The 15,892-nt window shown below is 61.4% G+C and carries 13 protein-coding genes; 7 read left to right on the top strand and 6 right to left on the bottom strand.

All coding sequences use genetic code 11. From position 1 onward, the window contains the following. Position 1: 1 nt before the first annotated feature. On the bottom strand, positions 2-1,609 hold the full coding sequence (gene nadB, locus SOM28_RS21845) for an L-aspartate oxidase (protein ID WP_320469427.1): 1,608 nt from the start codon (positions 1,607-1,609) through the stop codon (positions 2-4). A gap of 163 nt (positions 1,610-1,772) precedes the next feature. Between nadB and SOM28_RS21850 the strand changes: the two genes are divergently transcribed. Together SOM28_RS21850 and pnuC are read left to right on the top strand one after the other, a co-directional pair. Beyond that, positions 1,773-2,267 carry a pyridoxamine 5'-phosphate oxidase family protein gene (locus SOM28_RS21850; RefSeq protein ID WP_123071074.1) on the top strand — a complete coding sequence of 165 codons (495 nt, stop codon included), beginning with the start codon at positions 1,773-1,775 and terminating at the stop codon, positions 2,265-2,267. 61 nt (positions 2,268-2,328) lie between these two features. Then, the gene (gene pnuC / locus SOM28_RS21855) at positions 2,329-2,901 is read left to right on the top strand and encodes a nicotinamide riboside transporter PnuC (RefSeq protein ID WP_320469428.1); all 573 of its coding nucleotides are present in this window, start codon (positions 2,329-2,331) and stop codon (positions 2,899-2,901) included. Here the strand turns inward: pnuC and SOM28_RS21860 are convergent, their stop codons facing one another. Continuing rightward, a complete protein-coding gene (locus SOM28_RS21860) occupies positions 2,902-3,270 on the bottom strand; it encodes a hypothetical protein (RefSeq protein WP_320469429.1) in 369 nt (122 codons plus the stop codon). It abuts the gene before it with no gap. A gap of 192 nt (positions 3,271-3,462) precedes the next feature. On the opposite strand from SOM28_RS21860, the gene SOM28_RS21865 reads away from it, so the two are divergent. Next, on the top strand, positions 3,463-4,641 hold the full coding sequence (locus SOM28_RS21865; protein WP_320469430.1) for a tyrosine-type recombinase/integrase: 1,179 nt from the start codon (positions 3,463-3,465) through the stop codon (positions 4,639-4,641). Between the two features lie 2 nt (positions 4,642-4,643). Here the strand turns inward: SOM28_RS21865 and SOM28_RS21870 are convergent, their stop codons facing one another. Continuing rightward, positions 4,644-4,922, bottom strand: coding sequence for a hypothetical protein (locus tag SOM28_RS21870; protein ID WP_123071071.1), 279 nt, complete (start codon positions 4,920-4,922; stop codon positions 4,644-4,646). 211 nt (positions 4,923-5,133) lie between these two features. Here SOM28_RS21870 and SOM28_RS21875 point away from each other — a divergent pair, with 211 nt between their 5' ends. Next, the gene (locus tag SOM28_RS21875; RefSeq protein WP_320469431.1) at positions 5,134-6,900 is read left to right on the top strand and encodes an amidohydrolase; all 1,767 of its coding nucleotides are present in this window, start codon (positions 5,134-5,136) and stop codon (positions 6,898-6,900) included. Between the two features lie 478 nt (positions 6,901-7,378). Continuing rightward, positions 7,379-8,236: a hypothetical protein gene (locus SOM28_RS21880; RefSeq protein WP_320469432.1), complete on the top strand. Its 858-nt coding sequence runs from the start codon at positions 7,379-7,381 to the stop codon at positions 8,234-8,236. A 265-nt stretch (positions 8,237-8,501) separates the two neighbouring features. On the opposite strand, the gene SOM28_RS21885 is transcribed toward SOM28_RS21880, so the two are convergent. Both SOM28_RS21885 and SOM28_RS21890 read right to left on the bottom strand, forming a co-directional pair. Next, positions 8,502-8,921 (bottom strand): hypothetical protein, encoded by a 420-nt coding sequence (locus tag SOM28_RS21885; RefSeq protein ID WP_320469433.1) that lies wholly within the window; start codon positions 8,919-8,921, stop codon positions 8,502-8,504. Positions 8,922-9,227: 306 nt separating this feature from the next. Next, positions 9,228-11,252, bottom strand: coding sequence for an eCIS core domain-containing protein (locus tag SOM28_RS21890; protein ID WP_320469434.1), 2,025 nt, complete (start codon positions 11,250-11,252; stop codon positions 9,228-9,230). A gap of 947 nt (positions 11,253-12,199) precedes the next feature. Here SOM28_RS21890 and SOM28_RS21895 point away from each other — a divergent pair. Continuing rightward, on the top strand, positions 12,200-14,518 hold the full coding sequence (locus SOM28_RS21895; RefSeq protein ID WP_320469435.1) for a DUF4214 domain-containing protein: 2,319 nt from the start codon (positions 12,200-12,202) through the stop codon (positions 14,516-14,518). A 213-nt stretch (positions 14,519-14,731) separates the two neighbouring features. Here SOM28_RS21895 and SOM28_RS21900 read toward each other — a convergent pair whose 3' ends face one another. Further along, positions 14,732-15,145 carry an Rrf2 family transcriptional regulator gene (locus tag SOM28_RS21900; RefSeq protein ID WP_320469436.1) on the bottom strand — a complete coding sequence of 138 codons (414 nt, stop codon included), beginning with the start codon at positions 15,143-15,145 and terminating at the stop codon, positions 14,732-14,734. Positions 15,146-15,424: 279 nt separating this feature from the next. Here SOM28_RS21900 and SOM28_RS21905 point away from each other — a divergent pair, with 279 nt between their 5' ends. After that, positions 15,425-15,823, top strand: a complete 399-nt coding sequence (locus tag SOM28_RS21905; protein WP_320469437.1) for a glutaredoxin family protein — start codon at positions 15,425-15,427, stop codon at positions 15,821-15,823. Positions 15,824-15,892 lie beyond the last annotated feature (69 nt).

Raw genomic sequence — 15,892 nt, forward strand, 5'->3', positions numbered from 1 at the left:
TTCAGCCGCGCCGCGGCGTCAAGACGCTCGGCAGCGCCTTCGGCAGGGTGTCCGGGAAATCGCGCGAATAATGCAGGCCGCGGCTTTCATGGCGCGACAGTGCGCTCTTGACGATCAGGTGCGCCACTTCGACCAGGTTGCGCAGCTCCAGCAGGTCGGGTGTGATGCGGAAGTTGCGGTAATACTCGTCGATCTCTTCCTTGAGCAGCTTGATGCGGTGCTCGGCCCGCTCGAGGCGCTTGGTGGTGCGCACGATGCCGACGTAATTCCACATGAAGCGGCGCAGCTCGTCCCAGTTGTGGGCGATGACGACTTCTTCGTCGGCATTGGTGACGCGGCTTTCGTCCCAGGCCGGCAGCGCCGGATGCTCGACCGGGCTGCTCCCCGCGATGTGCTCGGCGCAGGCACGGCCCACCACCACGCATTCCAGCAGCGAATTGCTGGCCAGGCGGTTGGCGCCGTGCAAGCCGGTGCAGGCGGTTTCGCCGACTGCGTACAGGCCGGGGATGTCGGTGCGGCCGGCCAGGTCGGTCACGATGCCGCCACAAGTAAAGTGAACGGCAGGCACCACAGGAATCGGCTCGCGCGTGATGTCGATACCCAGCTCCAGGCAGCGCGCGTAAATCGTCGGGAAGTGCTCCTTGAGGAATTCCGGATCCTGGTGGCTGATGTCCAGGTCGACGTGATCCAGGCCGCGTTTCTTCATCTCGAAGTCGATGGCGCGGGCGACGACGTCGCGCGGGGCCAGTTCGCCCCGTTCGTCATGTGCCGGCATGAAGCGGGTGCCGGCCACGGCGCCGGCTTCGCGCGGCAGCTTGAGCAATCCGCCTTCGCCGCGGATCGCCTCGGTGATCAGGAAGGATTTCGCGTAAGGGTGGTACAGGCAGGTCGGGTGGAACTGGATAAATTCCATATTCGACACGCGGCAGCCGGCGCGCCAGGCCATGGCGATGCCGTCGCCGGTGGCGGTGTCGGGATTGGTCGTGTACAGGTAGACCTTACCGGCGCCGCCGGTGGCCAGCACCGTGTGGTCGGCCTCGAAGGTCAGCACCTGGCCGCTCTCGATGTCCTGCACGTACAGGCCATAGCAGCGCGGCTGGCCCACCAGCGCCGGCGCGCCCAGCTTGTCGGACGTGATGACGTCGATCGCCACGTGGTGCTCGAACAGCGCGATATTCGGATGCGCGCGCACCTTCTCTTCGAGCGTCACCTGCACCGCATGGCCGGTGGCGTCGGCGGCGTGGATGATGCGGCGCTGGCTGTGGCCGCCTTCGCGGGTCAGGTGGAAGCCCAGTTCTGCCGTGGCGTCGCGCGTAAACGGTACGCCTTGATCGATCAGCCATTCGATCGCGGCCCTGCCGCCCTCGACGATGGTGCGGGTTGCCCCTTCGTCGCACAGGCCGGCGCCGGCGACCAGGGTGTCGTCGATGTGCTGGTCGTGACTGTCGCCCGAATCGAGGACGGCGGCGATCCCGCCCTGGGCCCAGCTGCTCGCCCCATCGCGCAGTGCGCGCTTAGAGATGATGGCGACCTTGCGGGTCTGGGCCAGGTGCAGGGCAACGGACAGGCCGGCCAGGCCGCTGCCGACGATCGCGACGTCAAATTTCATGGCAATGTCATATTTGTACAGAGGCATCACTATAAGCCATTTGTGGTCTTTACGTCACGGCTCGCCGTAAGGCTTGCCGAGGGCCGCCACTGTACGGCTGCGCACGGAAAGGTGGCGCCTGGCCCTCTAGGATGGGGTTTTAGTCACCCATCAAGGACATACCATGACCGCAGACCGCCACCACGCAGCCGCGCTCGCCGACCGGATCGGCTCGATGCGCTTCGCCATGTTCACCTTCCGCGACCAGTACGACCACCTGGTCAGCCAGCCGATGACCAAGCAGGACGTCGATGCCGAAGGCGGCATCTGGTTCTTCGTCAACTCGACCACCGAGCTGTGGGACAGCATCGCGCACCAGCCGGAAGTCAATGTCAGCTTCGCCGACAACGACAATAGCACCTATGTCTCGGTCAGCGGCCGCGCCGAGCGTGTCGTCGACCGCGCGCAGGTCGAGGCGCGTTGGAACCCGATGGTCCAGGCCTGGTTCCCGGCCGGGCCGGGAGACCAGCACGCGGTGCTGGTGCGGGTCGACCCGCACGCCGCCGAATACTGGGACTCGAACGACAGCAAGATGGTGCGCCTGTTCGCCATGGCCAAGGCGGCCGTGACCGGCACCCAGCCTGACGTGGACGGCGAGCACGGGACCATCAAGCTGTAATTCTTGCAGTAGGGCACGTACGTGCCTTACAGTAGCGCTCCCGAATCCTGGAGCGCACATCATGACCAGCCCGCTCGAACTGGCGGCCAACGCCTTCACGGCCGCCGCCATCCTGCTGGCCGGCCGCAACAACGTCCACACCTGGTGGACCGGCATCGTCGGCTGCACGCTGTTCGGCGTGTTGTTCGCCCAGAACCGCTTGTATGCGGACGTCGTGCTGCAGATGTTCTTCGTCGGTACCGGGGCGCTGGGCTGGTGGCGCTGGCTGCACGGAAATAACGGGGCGCCGCTGCCGATCACCCACGCCGGCTGGCGCAGCCTCGCATGGATGATCCCGGCCGGCATCGCCGCCACGGCCGCCTACGGCGCCTTGCTCCATTTCTATACGAATGCCTACGCGCCCTTCATCGATTCGGCGGTGCTGGTGTTCAGCGTCATCGCCCAGCTCCTGATGATGCAGCGGCGTATCGAGAACTGGCCGGTCTGGCTACTGGTCAATACCATCGCCGTGCCGCTGTACTACAGCCGCGGGCTGCACCTCACGGCCTTCCTGTACCTGTGCTTCTGGGTCAATGCGATCGTGTCCTGGGTCTGGTGGACCAGGCTGGCCAGGCGCGAGCGCGCAGGCACCTGATTACCGTTGGACCGGCGGCAGATCCCGCTCGTCCTGGTTGCCGCCCGTCTCAGGCGTACCGAGGCCGGTGTCCCGCACACCGGCCTGGCCGGACCGGGTGTCCTGGGCGCCGGGATTGGCATGGGTCATGGCTGCGTCGACCGATTCGGTCCGCGGCGCGGCATCGGTAGCGCCAGCGCCCTCGGTACCGTCCGGCGCATTGACGTAGGGGCCGGACTGGTTACGGGTCAGTCCCGGGCCGCCGTTGCCGCCGGTTTCAGTCTGGCTCTCGTGGCTCGGGGTGGCGTCTTGCTGGCCGCTGGTCTGGCCGCCGACGCCTACGGTGACGCTGTCGTCCTTGCCTGAGCCTGGATTGGATGTGGTAGTCATCGGGGTCTCCTCGAAGTATGAAATGGTGGAATCGATACCGCATTGTCGGGCAGGCTCGGCGCGCTCACTATCGGCCTGCAGGGCGGGCGGCTGTAGGACTCGACCGCCCACAAGGCCGATATTCGAGCAGCCTCAAGCATGATGCTTCCGCAATCGGCAGGGCCGATGCTATACTGTATATCCATACAGTTCTTGCCACTTCGTCCCATGCCCGCCTTCCTGCCGATCGACCTCGAGCCACTGCCCACCGAACATCCGGACCGGGCGGCGGCGAGTCGCCCGGACGCTGGCATCTTCTCCGGCGTGCACGACGAACCGGTCACCTCGGCCCGCAACGACGCCGAACTGGCGCGCGAATACATCTCGCACGGCGAGCTGAGCCCCAAGTCGATCGCCAACCTGCAGAAGGAGCTCTACCGCTTCCTGACCTGGTGCCGCGAAGAAGCGAAAAAGACCTTCCAGCAGATGAACGTGGCCGACCTGAACGCCTACAAGGAATTCATCCGTAACCCACCGCCGGAATGGGTATGCACGACCAAGTGGCCGCGCAACGATCCACGCTATCGCCCATTCTCCGGCCCGCTGTCCGACACCAGCCGGCGCCAGTCCATGATTGCCATCAAGGGCTTGTTGGCCTTCGCCGAGCACACCGGCTATCTGCGCCGCAACCCGGCGCGCCTGGTGCGCAATGTGCGGGCGCCGCATGCCGGCCGTATCACGCGCTACCTGACGCCGGCCGCGCTGGCCTATGCACTGGCGGCGGCCGAGGCGCGCGACGCCGATTCCGAAGCCGCGGCGCGCCAGCGCGCCCGCGATCGCTTCCTGCTGATCGCCTTCGCCCAGACCGGCGCCCGCCTCAACGAAATCGTCAGCGCGCGCATGGGTTCGATCTACAGCGAGGGCGACGGCCGCTGGTGGCTGGACGTCCTGGGCAAGGGCAATAAGCCGCGCCGGTTGCCGGTGCCGCCGGCCACGCTGGCCGCATACCGCGACTACCGGCGCGCCTTCGGCCTGCTGGAGCAGACCAGCCGCGGCGACCACATGCCGCTGGTGCTGTCGAGCCGCACGCGCGACCATGTGCGCGTCACCGACGAGGCGGCCTCCGAAGCACTGAAGGCGATCTTCCAGCAGGCCGCCGGCGAGGCGGCGGCCCGGGGCGATGGCGACAGTGCGTCCATGCTGCGCCAGGCGTCGCCGCACTGGCTACGCCACAGCATGCTGACCAACCACGCCAATAGCGGGGTGCAGCTCAAGACCCTGCAGGACACGGCCGGCCACGCCAATATCGCCACCACCGCCGGCTATCTGCACAAGACCGACAAGGAACGCCACGACGAAATCCTTGGCTCGGACGGCAAGGGCATCCTGTAATGTCAGACCGGGATCGACGAAGTCCCGCCATCCGAGCTGCCGTAATTCTGCAACTCGTCGAGTGACAGACGGCGCTCATTCAGCGCCGTCACGATCGAGCCCAGTTGCTCGTCGTCGGGCTGGATATAGATGATGCGCTGCTCGAGCAAGTTGTCCCAGTAGGGCGTGTAGGGCACGGCGGTCTCGGTCATCACCTTCGCCTTGAAGCTGCCATCGTGCAGCTCGCCGACCAGGGTAATGCGCGCGGTATCGGGGACGGTATTCTGGACCGTGATGTTCATGCTCATCCTTTGAATGATCAGTTCGTGTGAGTCCATTGTCACGCAGCCAAGGATCGCGTGCAAACCACGCACGGTCTGCCGTGCGCACCCCTGGGCCCAAGCTGGGTCGAACGGTCGATGGATTCGAACGCCATCGTCAAAATTATCCGCTTTTCAACATTGGCGATGGCGACCGATACTGGTCGCTGTCCAACCAACAGGGAATCAAGCAATGAACAAACTCACCTTCGCACTGCTCGCCGCAGGTTTAGTGTCCGCCGCGACCGCCCAGGCCCAGGCCGACCTGATCATCACCAACGGCAAGATCGCCACCATGGCCGGCGAGGGTGAGTTCGTCCAGGCGCTGGCGGTCAAGGACGGCAAGATCGCCGCCACCGGCAGCAACGAGCGAGTATTGCGCCTCAAGCAGAAGGACACCCGGGTCGTCGACGTTGGCGGGCGCACCGTGATCCCGGGCCTGAACGATTCCCACACCCACGTGATCCGCGCGGGCCTCAACTACAATATGGAAGTGCGCTGGGATGGCGTGCGCAGCCTGAAGCGGGCGATGGAAATGCTCAAGGAGCAGGCCGCGCGCACGCCCGAGGGCCAGTGGGTCAAGGTCGTGGGCGGCTGGAGCGAACACCAGTTCGAAGAGAAGCGCATGCCCACCCTGGCCGAGATCAATGCCGCGGTGCCCGACAAGCCGGTCTTCATCCTCTATTTATATGGCAAGGCGTTCCTGAACCGGAAGGGCATCGAGACGCTCGGCTATACCAGGGAGACAAAATACCTCGACGGCGAGCTGGAACTGGACGCCGCCGGCAAGCCGACCGGCCTGTTGCTGGCCAAGCCGAACGCCATGATCCTGTACTCGACCCTGGCCAAGACCAACAAGCTCGATCGCGCCGACCAGCGCAACTCGACCTTGCACTTCTACCGCGACCTGAACCGCCTGGGGATGACCAGCGCCGTCGACGCCGGCGGTGGCGGCCAGGCCTATCCGGACGATTATGGCGTGACGATCGAACTGGCGAAAGAGGGCAAGCTCAGTGTGCGCACCGCCTATTACCTGTTCGCCCAGAAGGCCGGCAAGGAGCTCGAAGACTACCAGCGCTGGATCGCGATGACCAAGCCGAACCGCAACGACCACCTGTTCTACGCCAACGGTTTTACCACTGAAGGCGCGGGCGAGAACTTGGTCTCGAGCGCGGCCGACTTCGAGAACTTCCTGGAGCCGCGTCCCGACCTGCCGCACCATATGGAAGACGAACTCGAACGCGTGGTCACCCTGCTGGTGAAGAACCGTTGGCCGTTCCGCATCCACGCCACCTATGGCGAAAGCATCGAGCGCGACCTGGCCGTGATCGAAAAGGTCAACCGCAGCACACCCCTGGCCGGCCTGCGCTGGATCGTCGACCACGCCGAGACGGTGACCGACGACCAGCTCAAGCGCATCAAGGCGCTGGGCGGCGGCGTGGCGGTGCAGAATCGCATGTACTTCCAGGGCGAAGCCTACCGCGAGCGCTACGGCGCCCAGACCCGGCAACTGCCGCCGATCCGCAAGATGCTCGAGCTCGGCCTGCCGGTGGGCCTGGGCACCGACGGCACGCGGGTGAGCAGCTACGGCCCCTGGCCGTCGATCTACTGGGCGGTCACCGGCAAGACGGCCGGCGGCCTGGCGACCTGGCAGGCGAAAGATGTGCTGTCGCGCCACGAAGCCCTCCAGCTCATGACCCGCGGCAGTGCCTGGATGAGCGGCGAAGAAGACGTGAAGGGCCGGCTGGTCGAAGGTCAATACGCCGACTTCGCCGTGCTGCCGCAGGATTACTTCACGATGGACGTCGAGAAGATCAAGGACCTGGAAAGCGTGCTGACGGTGGTGAACGGCCAGGTCGTGTACGGCGCCGGCCAGTTTGAAAAGCTGTCCCCGGCGCTGCCCGCGGTGTCGCCGGCCTGGAGTCCGGTGCGCCAGTTCGGCGGCTATCAGAACCGCTGACCCTGCTTGTATCAGGAGGAGGGGGGCTGAGGTTATCAACGTCTGGCCCTTGGCATTGATGTCGACCTTGGGAAAGGCGTCCGGGGCCAGCGGGACGATGCGATAGAGAACATTGGCCGGTAGGGGAAAAGGACCGGCGTTCAGCGGCGAGCGCCGGCTAGAGGGGACGTACCGGATCAGCGCAGGACGTTCGACGCGACTGCCCCTGGCCAATACCAATTGCCGTGCTCCTGGGCGCAAGCCTGGTGGAGAAGCGGTCGATGCAATGAGGGAGATGACGTCCGACGCGGATCTGCCGGTGGAGGAAGCCGGACCCGGACGACCGGATAAGTCGCGGTATCGACCGCTGTTAAAGCATGAGCTTCAATCGACATTAGCATATATATTGTCGAGTTCGATGCGGGATAGGGTCGCTACGCTTGTCTTGCGCTCCCGGCACGGGTAGAGTCCCCGACAGATCAAGAACAGGCCACACCCGATGAAAATCGCGCATATCTCTGCAGGAGCAACATCACACCGTAATGATGACCATGTGGCCGTCTTCGAGCATGCCGGCGCCACCGACATCCTGGTGATCGATGGCGGCACCTCGGTGGCCGAGCGCGACTTTCTCGATCCTGTTCAGGGCGACGTCGCGTGGTTCGTACACGCCTTCACGGATGCGCTGAAGCAGGAAGTAGCGCCCGGGCGCGGCCAGCAGGAATGCGTACATGCCGCGATCGGAGTGGTCCGCGCCGGGTTCGAGCAGATGGCTGGACCTGGCGCGATGCCGCTGCATGCATGGCCGATCGCGGCGATGACCTGGCTGCGCGTCGACCAGCAGGACAGCTCCCGGCGCGCAGCGTTATACAGCCTGGGCGACTGCACGAGTCTGCTGCGCACGGCGGCCGGCGGCTGTGTCGACCTCGATCCATTCGTGAATCCGCAGGACGCCGTACTGCAGGCCGCGATCGCGACACTGCGCGCAGAAGGTGTCAACGTCCCCGAGCAACGGCGCGAACGCATGCTGCCGATGCTGCGTGCGCGACGCGAGTTCCAGAATACACAGCCCGCGCCGACAGTACTATGCCTGGGTCCGAACGGTGCATTCCAGGCGCGCATGCAGAGCATCGACCTGGAGCCAAGAGCGAGCCTGCTGATCATGACCGACGGTTTCTACCGGCTGGTGGATCCTTATGGCCGTTACACGGATGGCGCGCTGATGGAGGCTTGTCTCGAACGGGGTTTGCCGGCGATGCTGGACGAGCTGCGCACGTATGAAGCGGTCGCCGGCGGCACGGGGGCACGCGCAGTCAAAGCGGCGGACGATGCGTCGGCGGTGATCTGGCGTGTGTAGCCGGATGGCGGTGTTGAGCCAGTCGGGGCGTGGGCGTTCGTGTTGGCGCCCCGGCTTTTGATGCACTGTAATCCTGGTGGCCAGAAAGCTTATTTGACATAATATAGATTATGCGAAGTTAGGCGTCGTCGAGGCCGGCGCTTGTCAGACCTACGCAAACGCAGCTTTTGGACGTAATTTTGATACTACCGTGGAACTAAATCTGTTAGCAATCTTCAACGGCTCCGTAATGACGGCAGACCCGTTCGCTGGCAATCCCGCAGAATCACGGTGCTTTGGTCGCGGACTCGTCTGAATCCTCGCTCCACTCCAGGTGCGCCTCCGGGTCGCGCCCCGTCGGATCGATCAGCAAGGAATTCTCGGAATCATGATCGTCGTGCTGGCAACAAGCCCAGGTGCTGCCCGCGATCGGGAACGCGTTCTTTTTCCCGGCCAGGATTTCCATGACCGCGTCCAGGTCGCGCTGCGTCATGCCTGCGTTTGCCACATGCTTGTAACGCTCGCGATTGCAGTCAACGCACGCCGGCAGCGAATTGTCCCGATTGGCCGCGAACCACCAGTCACTGCCGTGCGTTACGTCTACCTTGACCCCGCCCTTTGGGCGATAGTGCTCGATGTCAACCGGCCCGAAGGCGCCGAAGCGCCCTTCGCAGTACGCGGACTTCTTGTAAAACAGGTCACGCAAAGCATCGTCATGGCTTCGGCAAGAATCTGACGGTCGATGCTGTCGCCAATAACCGGGAGCCCGTCGAAGCTGCCGAGCAGGCGGTCCCGCTCGGCGCGTTCATCACGGCTCAGTTGCGCCACGCTGTGCACGGCTAGCTCGGCAAGACGCATCAGGATCAGTTCCTGACTAATGCGAGCGCGATCTCACGGCACAGGCCAAACAGGTACAAGGTCACCGCCCCGCGTATTCGGCTTCCTCGGACATCGCCCTGTCCAGCATGTCGTCGATCTACCTGTCCGTATAGGACTGATTTGCGCCATACGGCTATCGATCGCCGCGTTTCGCAAATTCCGCCAGTTGCTTGGAAGCGGGCCCTCCGATCTCCTTCATATAACGTCCATGCGCAGTTTCGAGCCAACCTGGGAGGGCCTCCGGAAGCGCCGTGAAAGAGTAGTCCCACGTGGAGGGATTGCCGGATGTTTGCATCGACGCACCTCTGAAGGTCAATTTGACGCCCGCCTGGTCGTAGACCTGGATGTCTCTCTGGCCTTCTAAATAAGAAGTCGCCTGGGTCGCTCCTAGCTTGAAAAGGTCAGGCAATGTTGGGAAAAGCTTCATTGTGGCGATCTGAACCCCGGAAAGGAGAACGGGTTTACCTGCCCATTCACTGCCGGCACGGGCATTGTCGGCACCAGAACGCATTTCCACGAGCGCTGTTCGCGTGTCATACATGTCAATCGGAATCCAACCCTTTGGCGTCAGGACCTCAATAAACTCGGGCAATACAGGTTTGTCTGTATTCAATGCATTGCCGTCCATAAAGTCGGCCCCTTCAATTACATTGGACTTTCCTATTGCCGCGTCGATATGGAAGCGAAGCATGAGTGGCTTGAGCGCCATCGGCGCACCCGATACCATTTGCCTTCGATCTTCATACTGGTTGATGTAGGGCCGGAAGGTGCTTGGAACCTTGGCAAAGGCCACCATGTTTGCCGAAGTCTTGACTGAGCCTTCCTTCTGATCCGCCGTGCTCATCGCAACTGAACCTCGATCAGATGCACCCATGTGTGGCTGTAGGCCAGATTCGCGAATGCCGGGAATATTGTTCAACTTGGTGACGTGATAACCATATATCGCGTGCTTACCGCCTACCCCGTCTTCTACGCGCATATCGCGGTCCTGGAGCTTGAAAACCGCGTGATAAGCGTCCGTGATCCGGGCATGAAATGCGATGGCGGGTTTGCGCAGTTCAGCGGGATCACCCCGACTACCTTGCCGCTTCAGGTGACTGCACGTTTCCTTCAATCGTTTAAAATCTATACTGACCGGGCGAAGAAGATCCTGGTCAGAAATCTCTCCTTCCAACGACCTGGCCTCTGCAAGAGCCCATTCCAATACTTGGCTGGCAAGCGATGAATGCGATGACATCTGGATGCGGAACAGTGCGGTGTTCACGATCTGGGGGGGAAGTCCGCTGCGAGCAACTGCATCGGCCACATCTTCAGGGTCATGCGCCAAGGCCAAGGAATCATGATCATTTGCAAAATTATACCTGGCGGTGGCAGTGTCCCAGTCAGGGAAACGGGCAATAATCTCTGGATCTGTCCCGAGACCGACCAGATTCTCGACAGACGATTCCGTTGCACCGAGCGCTTTGGACGCTCGCTCACGAATAATGTTTGCATCTTCGAATTCAACAGCGTCGATCACCAACATTCGCTGTGCGATGGGATGGCCGGGTAACGATACTGCGGGCGTTCGCGCGCGTGACATTGACACTGTGTTACGTGCGACATGGGCGCCCTCGAACTGCGCGGCTTTCGCGCCCATAATGTCGGCCTCTTTCTCCAGTGAAGGATCATCGTTGACTGCGCCCGCCTTCATCTGCAACGTAGGTCGAACCCGCCCCTGAGCTTGCTGTACTACATGCCAAAGCTCGTGCGGCAAATGCCTTTCCTGGCCCGTCGCAAGATGAATCTCACTGCCTTGCGCATAGGCATGTGCATTCAATTGCGCAGGTTGCGCAGAGTTATAATGCACCCTGACATGATCCATGCTCATGCCAGACAGCGATTCGATAGCGGATTTGAGGTTCTCCGGCAACCCTGAATTATTGGGCTTCGGCGTTACTGTTGCGGCTGCCACTGCTTCTTGCGGCACCGCTTCACTAATCAGTCTACCTTGCAGTGGCGCCTCTTGTTCCACACGCTGCATTTCGGGTCGTACCGCAGGTGGATTCATCATGGTGCTCATGGCTCTGAGCTGCATAGAGCGCCCGCTGTTTTGTGCGATCTGCTGAAAGGCCTTGAGTTGCCTGCTTTGTGCGCTTTTGTCGGCAGCTTCTTGCAACTGGCATCGCGCGCTTGCCTGAGGGCGTAAGTCGGTAAATTCGTTTTGGGTATTGCTAGTGTATGTTCGACTGCTTTGAGTCGCCGATAGGCCAGTGGGTAGCGCAGATCTTGGTTCCACTTCGGATTTTGCCGGTTGCAGTGGTGCGGCTGAACTCATGAAAGGTCTCACAAAGTAAAATGCAATCGGAAGATGCAAGTATTTTAACGATATAACTTAGGGAAAAAAACTATTCAAAAAATTTCAGACACCTCCGATACACAAATCGCACCTCCAGGAGTGGCGTTACCACGTTTCTATTGCAACCTCATCAACACGCGCTCAATGAGATATCTAGCAGCAGATCAGCTACTGATCAAGAACCTCATGCCCACTGGTTATGCAATGCGCATTTCGCTTAGCCAAGCACCCGGCGCCACTAGTCTCGCCAATTTCCTCCGGCTCCTGATCCGCGTCGCCGAAAGGAATTCTTTTCTACTTGGAATAATCCTCGAACTATACTCGCCAACGAAATGCGTTGAAGCCTTGCCTACGTCGTTTCGTCTCCGGTACTAAAAATTCGGGCTTGGATTTCCGGCATTTCGCAATTGCTCGCCTTAGCGTGCTATCACGGATACGAGCAAAGGTTCCCAGCGTCCTCTTCCTACCGCGAACCGTCCTGTTGACCCAGTTCTTAGCTCGTGACCGGGTCCTTGAATTATTTGGCAGTTATTGCCGAGTTGAGCGGCCGCCTTTGCTTCCGTCGATGCCAAAGACCTCGACCGCCGGCTTGCTCATAATGTTATGCACCATAGGTATGTTCCTTGACGGTCCCAGTAACGTGCCCTCGCCCGCAACTGCTCATCGTTAACCGCGAAGCTATTTTCTTAGCAAAAGAAATTTATATATGGAAATTATTTCCTGTGAGTATTAATATGTAGACTTAACCAACTTTCACCAATAATAATATGCGGAAAGTAAACTACCTCATTCCTGCCCTGCTCGTCAGTGCCAGCCTGCTCAGCGCTTGCGGCGGCGATACCAACCCGGTCAACGCCCCATTACAGCAACAGGAGATGCGTACTACGAGCCGAGCGGAGGCGCCGTCCAACCATGACGACGTGGTGCAACGCTTGTATGTCGGCTATTTCGGCCGCGCCGCCGATCCGGGAGGCCTGGCGTACTATGCCAAGCTTTACCGCGACGCCGGCGCGCCGACTACCGTGGTCGGCATGAATGAGGCCTATGGCAGCAGCTCAAAGATCCGCGCCCTGGTGGACAGTTTTGGCACCAGTGCCGAGTCAGCCGAACTCTATCCTGGGGACAATGCCACCTTCATCGCCGCGATCTACCGTAATATCTTCAATCGCGCCCCGGATCAGGCTGGCGCCGCCTACTGGACCGACTTGCTGGATCGCAAGCTGCTCACCCGCGCGAGCGCTGCGCTGGCCCTCATGTCCAGCGCTCGAGGCTCGGACGTTGAAGCCCTCAGCAAAAAGGCCATTGCGGCCCAGATCCTTACCGACGCACTCGCCAAAGACAGCCAGGGCACCAGCTACAGCAATGAAAAGATAACAGCCGTAGTGCGCCAGCTGATGAGCAACGTCTCCGATCGTTCGGACATGGACGCCTTCCGGGGCACCGTCGGCGCTACCCTCACCGTCATGCTGAAGAACGATTTCAGTTGCGCAGGCAACCCGGCTGCCGCCACGATCGGGCCTTTCCAGACCTATACGGGCGACTGTCTGGTCAGCTACCAGCTCTCCGCCGCTGAGATGAAATCCCTGGCAGACTACGACGGCAGCAGTTCCGCCTACAGCAAGGTTAATGCCATCGAAGACGCTGTGTCGGCGCAAGTCAAGGCGCAGTTCCAGGATAACTTCGACACCATTTTTTATATCTGGGATCTGGAGACCAAGCCGGCCAACGCACCCTACGGCTACTACCAGCCAACGGGGCAATGCACGCGGACGCCTTGCCCGAGATTACAAGGTACGATGACCATTCCGTTCTGGAACGATGCCTTGCGCGACAGCCCGCTGCTGCACGAGATCCTGCATCGCTACGCCAACAAGGCCCTCCCCAGCACTGACACCTCTCACTGGGGCTTCTCCTCGGTCGGTGGTCAACTGGGAGGCTGGGATGCCAGCCGTTTCCAGGCACTTGGGGATAACCAGTACCACGCGGCAGCGCCTCTGGTCTTTGTGCCGGGCACTCCAAAAGCCACCATCGACTACATCTATTCCATGCTTAACGCCTTCAGCGAATACACCTCCGGCGGCAATAGCGTGCCTTATGCACCACTGGAGTTGTACAGCATGGGCCTGATTCCTGCGTCGGAAGTGCCCGATGTCCAGATCGCCCAGTCGCCCGTCTGGGTGGATCGCGCCAAAGGCAACTTCTCGGCGACCGGCTTTACCAGTTATTCGGCCGATGCCTACGGCGACCTGATGGCCGCAGCCGGCCTGGCCAAGCCCGACCCCGCGAAGGCGATCCGCAACTACCGGGCCCTGGTGGTGGTGCTGACAGACAAGACCCAATTGACCAGCGACGTGGCCACCAAGCTCACCTCCAGCATCACCCAATTCACGATGCCGTCGGTGGCGGATAGTAGCTGGAGCCACAACGGCGTACTCCTGCTGCATAACTTCTGGATGGCGACGGGGGGCCGCGCTACCTATGCGATGAACCAGGCCAGCAGCTGGCGCAAGCAGGAAGCACCCACCTGCCAGATCACGGCAGACTACGGCACGGTCGCACCCGGCACCAATGTCCAGCTCAGCGCAAGCTGCGCGCCCACTGCCAGCGACTACATCTGGAGCCACCAAGGCTCCGGCATTAGCCAGAACGCCGCCGTGACGGTGAGCCCAACGCAGAGCACCATCTACACGATGAAAGGCGTCAACAGCTTTGGCCAGGGCGCGGCGGCTTCAGTGCGGGTGCAGGTGGTGCCGGGCTTGCCAAAAAATTTGCCTGGTGGGTACGTCTGGTATAACAACCGCGCCTGGGCGCCAGTGGCCCTTGGCGCGGCCAGGCTGAGCTACGCAAATGCCCTCGCCTATTGCAGCACGACGGCGCTGAACGATCAGACCGGCTGGCGCTTGCCTACCCGTGACGAGCTGGAAGGCTTGCTCAAGGCCGGCGTCACGCCGCCCTCGAGCGCGCAACCGATCGCCTGGACAAGCACGCCGTACTCCCCAACGGAGCAATATGTGCTGGATCTGGATTCGCATATCCTTTACCGCAGCCCTACCGCCAGTTTATCGGCGGCGATGTGCGTACGCTAAATATGCTCAGAGTGCTAGTGGGTAACTAGCACTCCTAGAGTTGCGGAATCGACGACCCATGCCGCCTTGCGCACGCCGATTGTCGATTCCGCATCTTCAGGAGTGGCGATAGGTGGCTTTCCGCCACTCCTGAAGATGCGATACGGCGTCGATTGACACTCCAGTGGTGGCGACTTGACCTGTGCGTCCGAGCTACGGGCCCAAGTATGCCTGTCAGGCGATCGCGGCTGGGATGAAAGCCGACAGCCTCACCTGACCAAACTCCCGCAGCAAGGCGCCCGCCGCCTGCGCCATTGCCACTTCGAGCGCACCGTTGATCGCCTGCTCCTGAGCACAGCCAGGATGATCGACGTTCGCACCGATAGCGAAGATCACCGGTTCCTCGAGCGCTTCGTACACATCCAGCACCGTTACGCTGTCGGGATCGACGGCTAGTACCCATCCCCCATTTCGCCCAGCCGTCGAACGTACGTAGCCGGCCTCCCGTAGCCCGCCCATCATGCGTCGCACCAGCACAGGATTTGTGTCGAGCACTACGGCCAATTCCTCGGAACTGGTCGTGCCCTTGCGTCCGTATATATGGACCAGCGCGTGCAACATGCGCGCCAGTCGAAAATCCGCTCTCATCGTTAATCCTCCTGCCCCAAGAATACCGCAACTCCGAAAGTTTCGGAATGTCGAATAATTTATTGCTACTCGAGAAGTATCATTTAAGCGACGACGACGTGAAACATTGCCCCTCCCGCCACTGTCAGCCGCTCTGCACCGACAGGCAGTACGAGCCCGCAAGCTTCAGCGACCCGTGCCGCATGAAATCGCACACACATCTCAATTCCATTCCCAGCGCATTGACGCTCGTCAGACGTATATGAGATTTTCAATAAATACCTTAAGCGGGAAACGGTCATGCTTGCGAACAAATTCAAGTCTGGTTTGACGTATGCGCTGATACTGGCGGCCGGCCTCGGAATCGGGCTGATCGCGCCACAACTCTTCAAGGCCTTCAAGCCCGCATACCGCACCGGTGACTATTCGGCCTACTACCCTGACGCGAACACCAGGGTCGTGGTCTACGGCACTGAAACCTGCCCCTATTGCATCCAGGCACGCGCCTATCTGCGCGAACGTGCCATTCCATTCATCGATCGGGACGTCGACAACTCGGACCAGGGACAGCGCGATTTCGCCGTGCTCGGAAAGCGCGTCGTGCCCGTCATCCTCGTTGGTGACCGTCTTCTGACGGGCTTTAACAAAAAGCATCTTGACGCCGCCCTCGTTAAGGCCGGCCATCCGGACGCCCGATAGGGCCCAGGACGCAGCGCTGTCGTTTTGTCGGAACGGCCGCGACCGACGGCGCGCCATTCTGCAGCAATC

It is taken from the genome of Massilia sp. CFBP9026 (genome assembly GCF_034045165.1).
Lineage (GTDB): Bacteria > Pseudomonadota > Gammaproteobacteria > Burkholderiales > Burkholderiaceae_D > Telluria > Telluria arenae.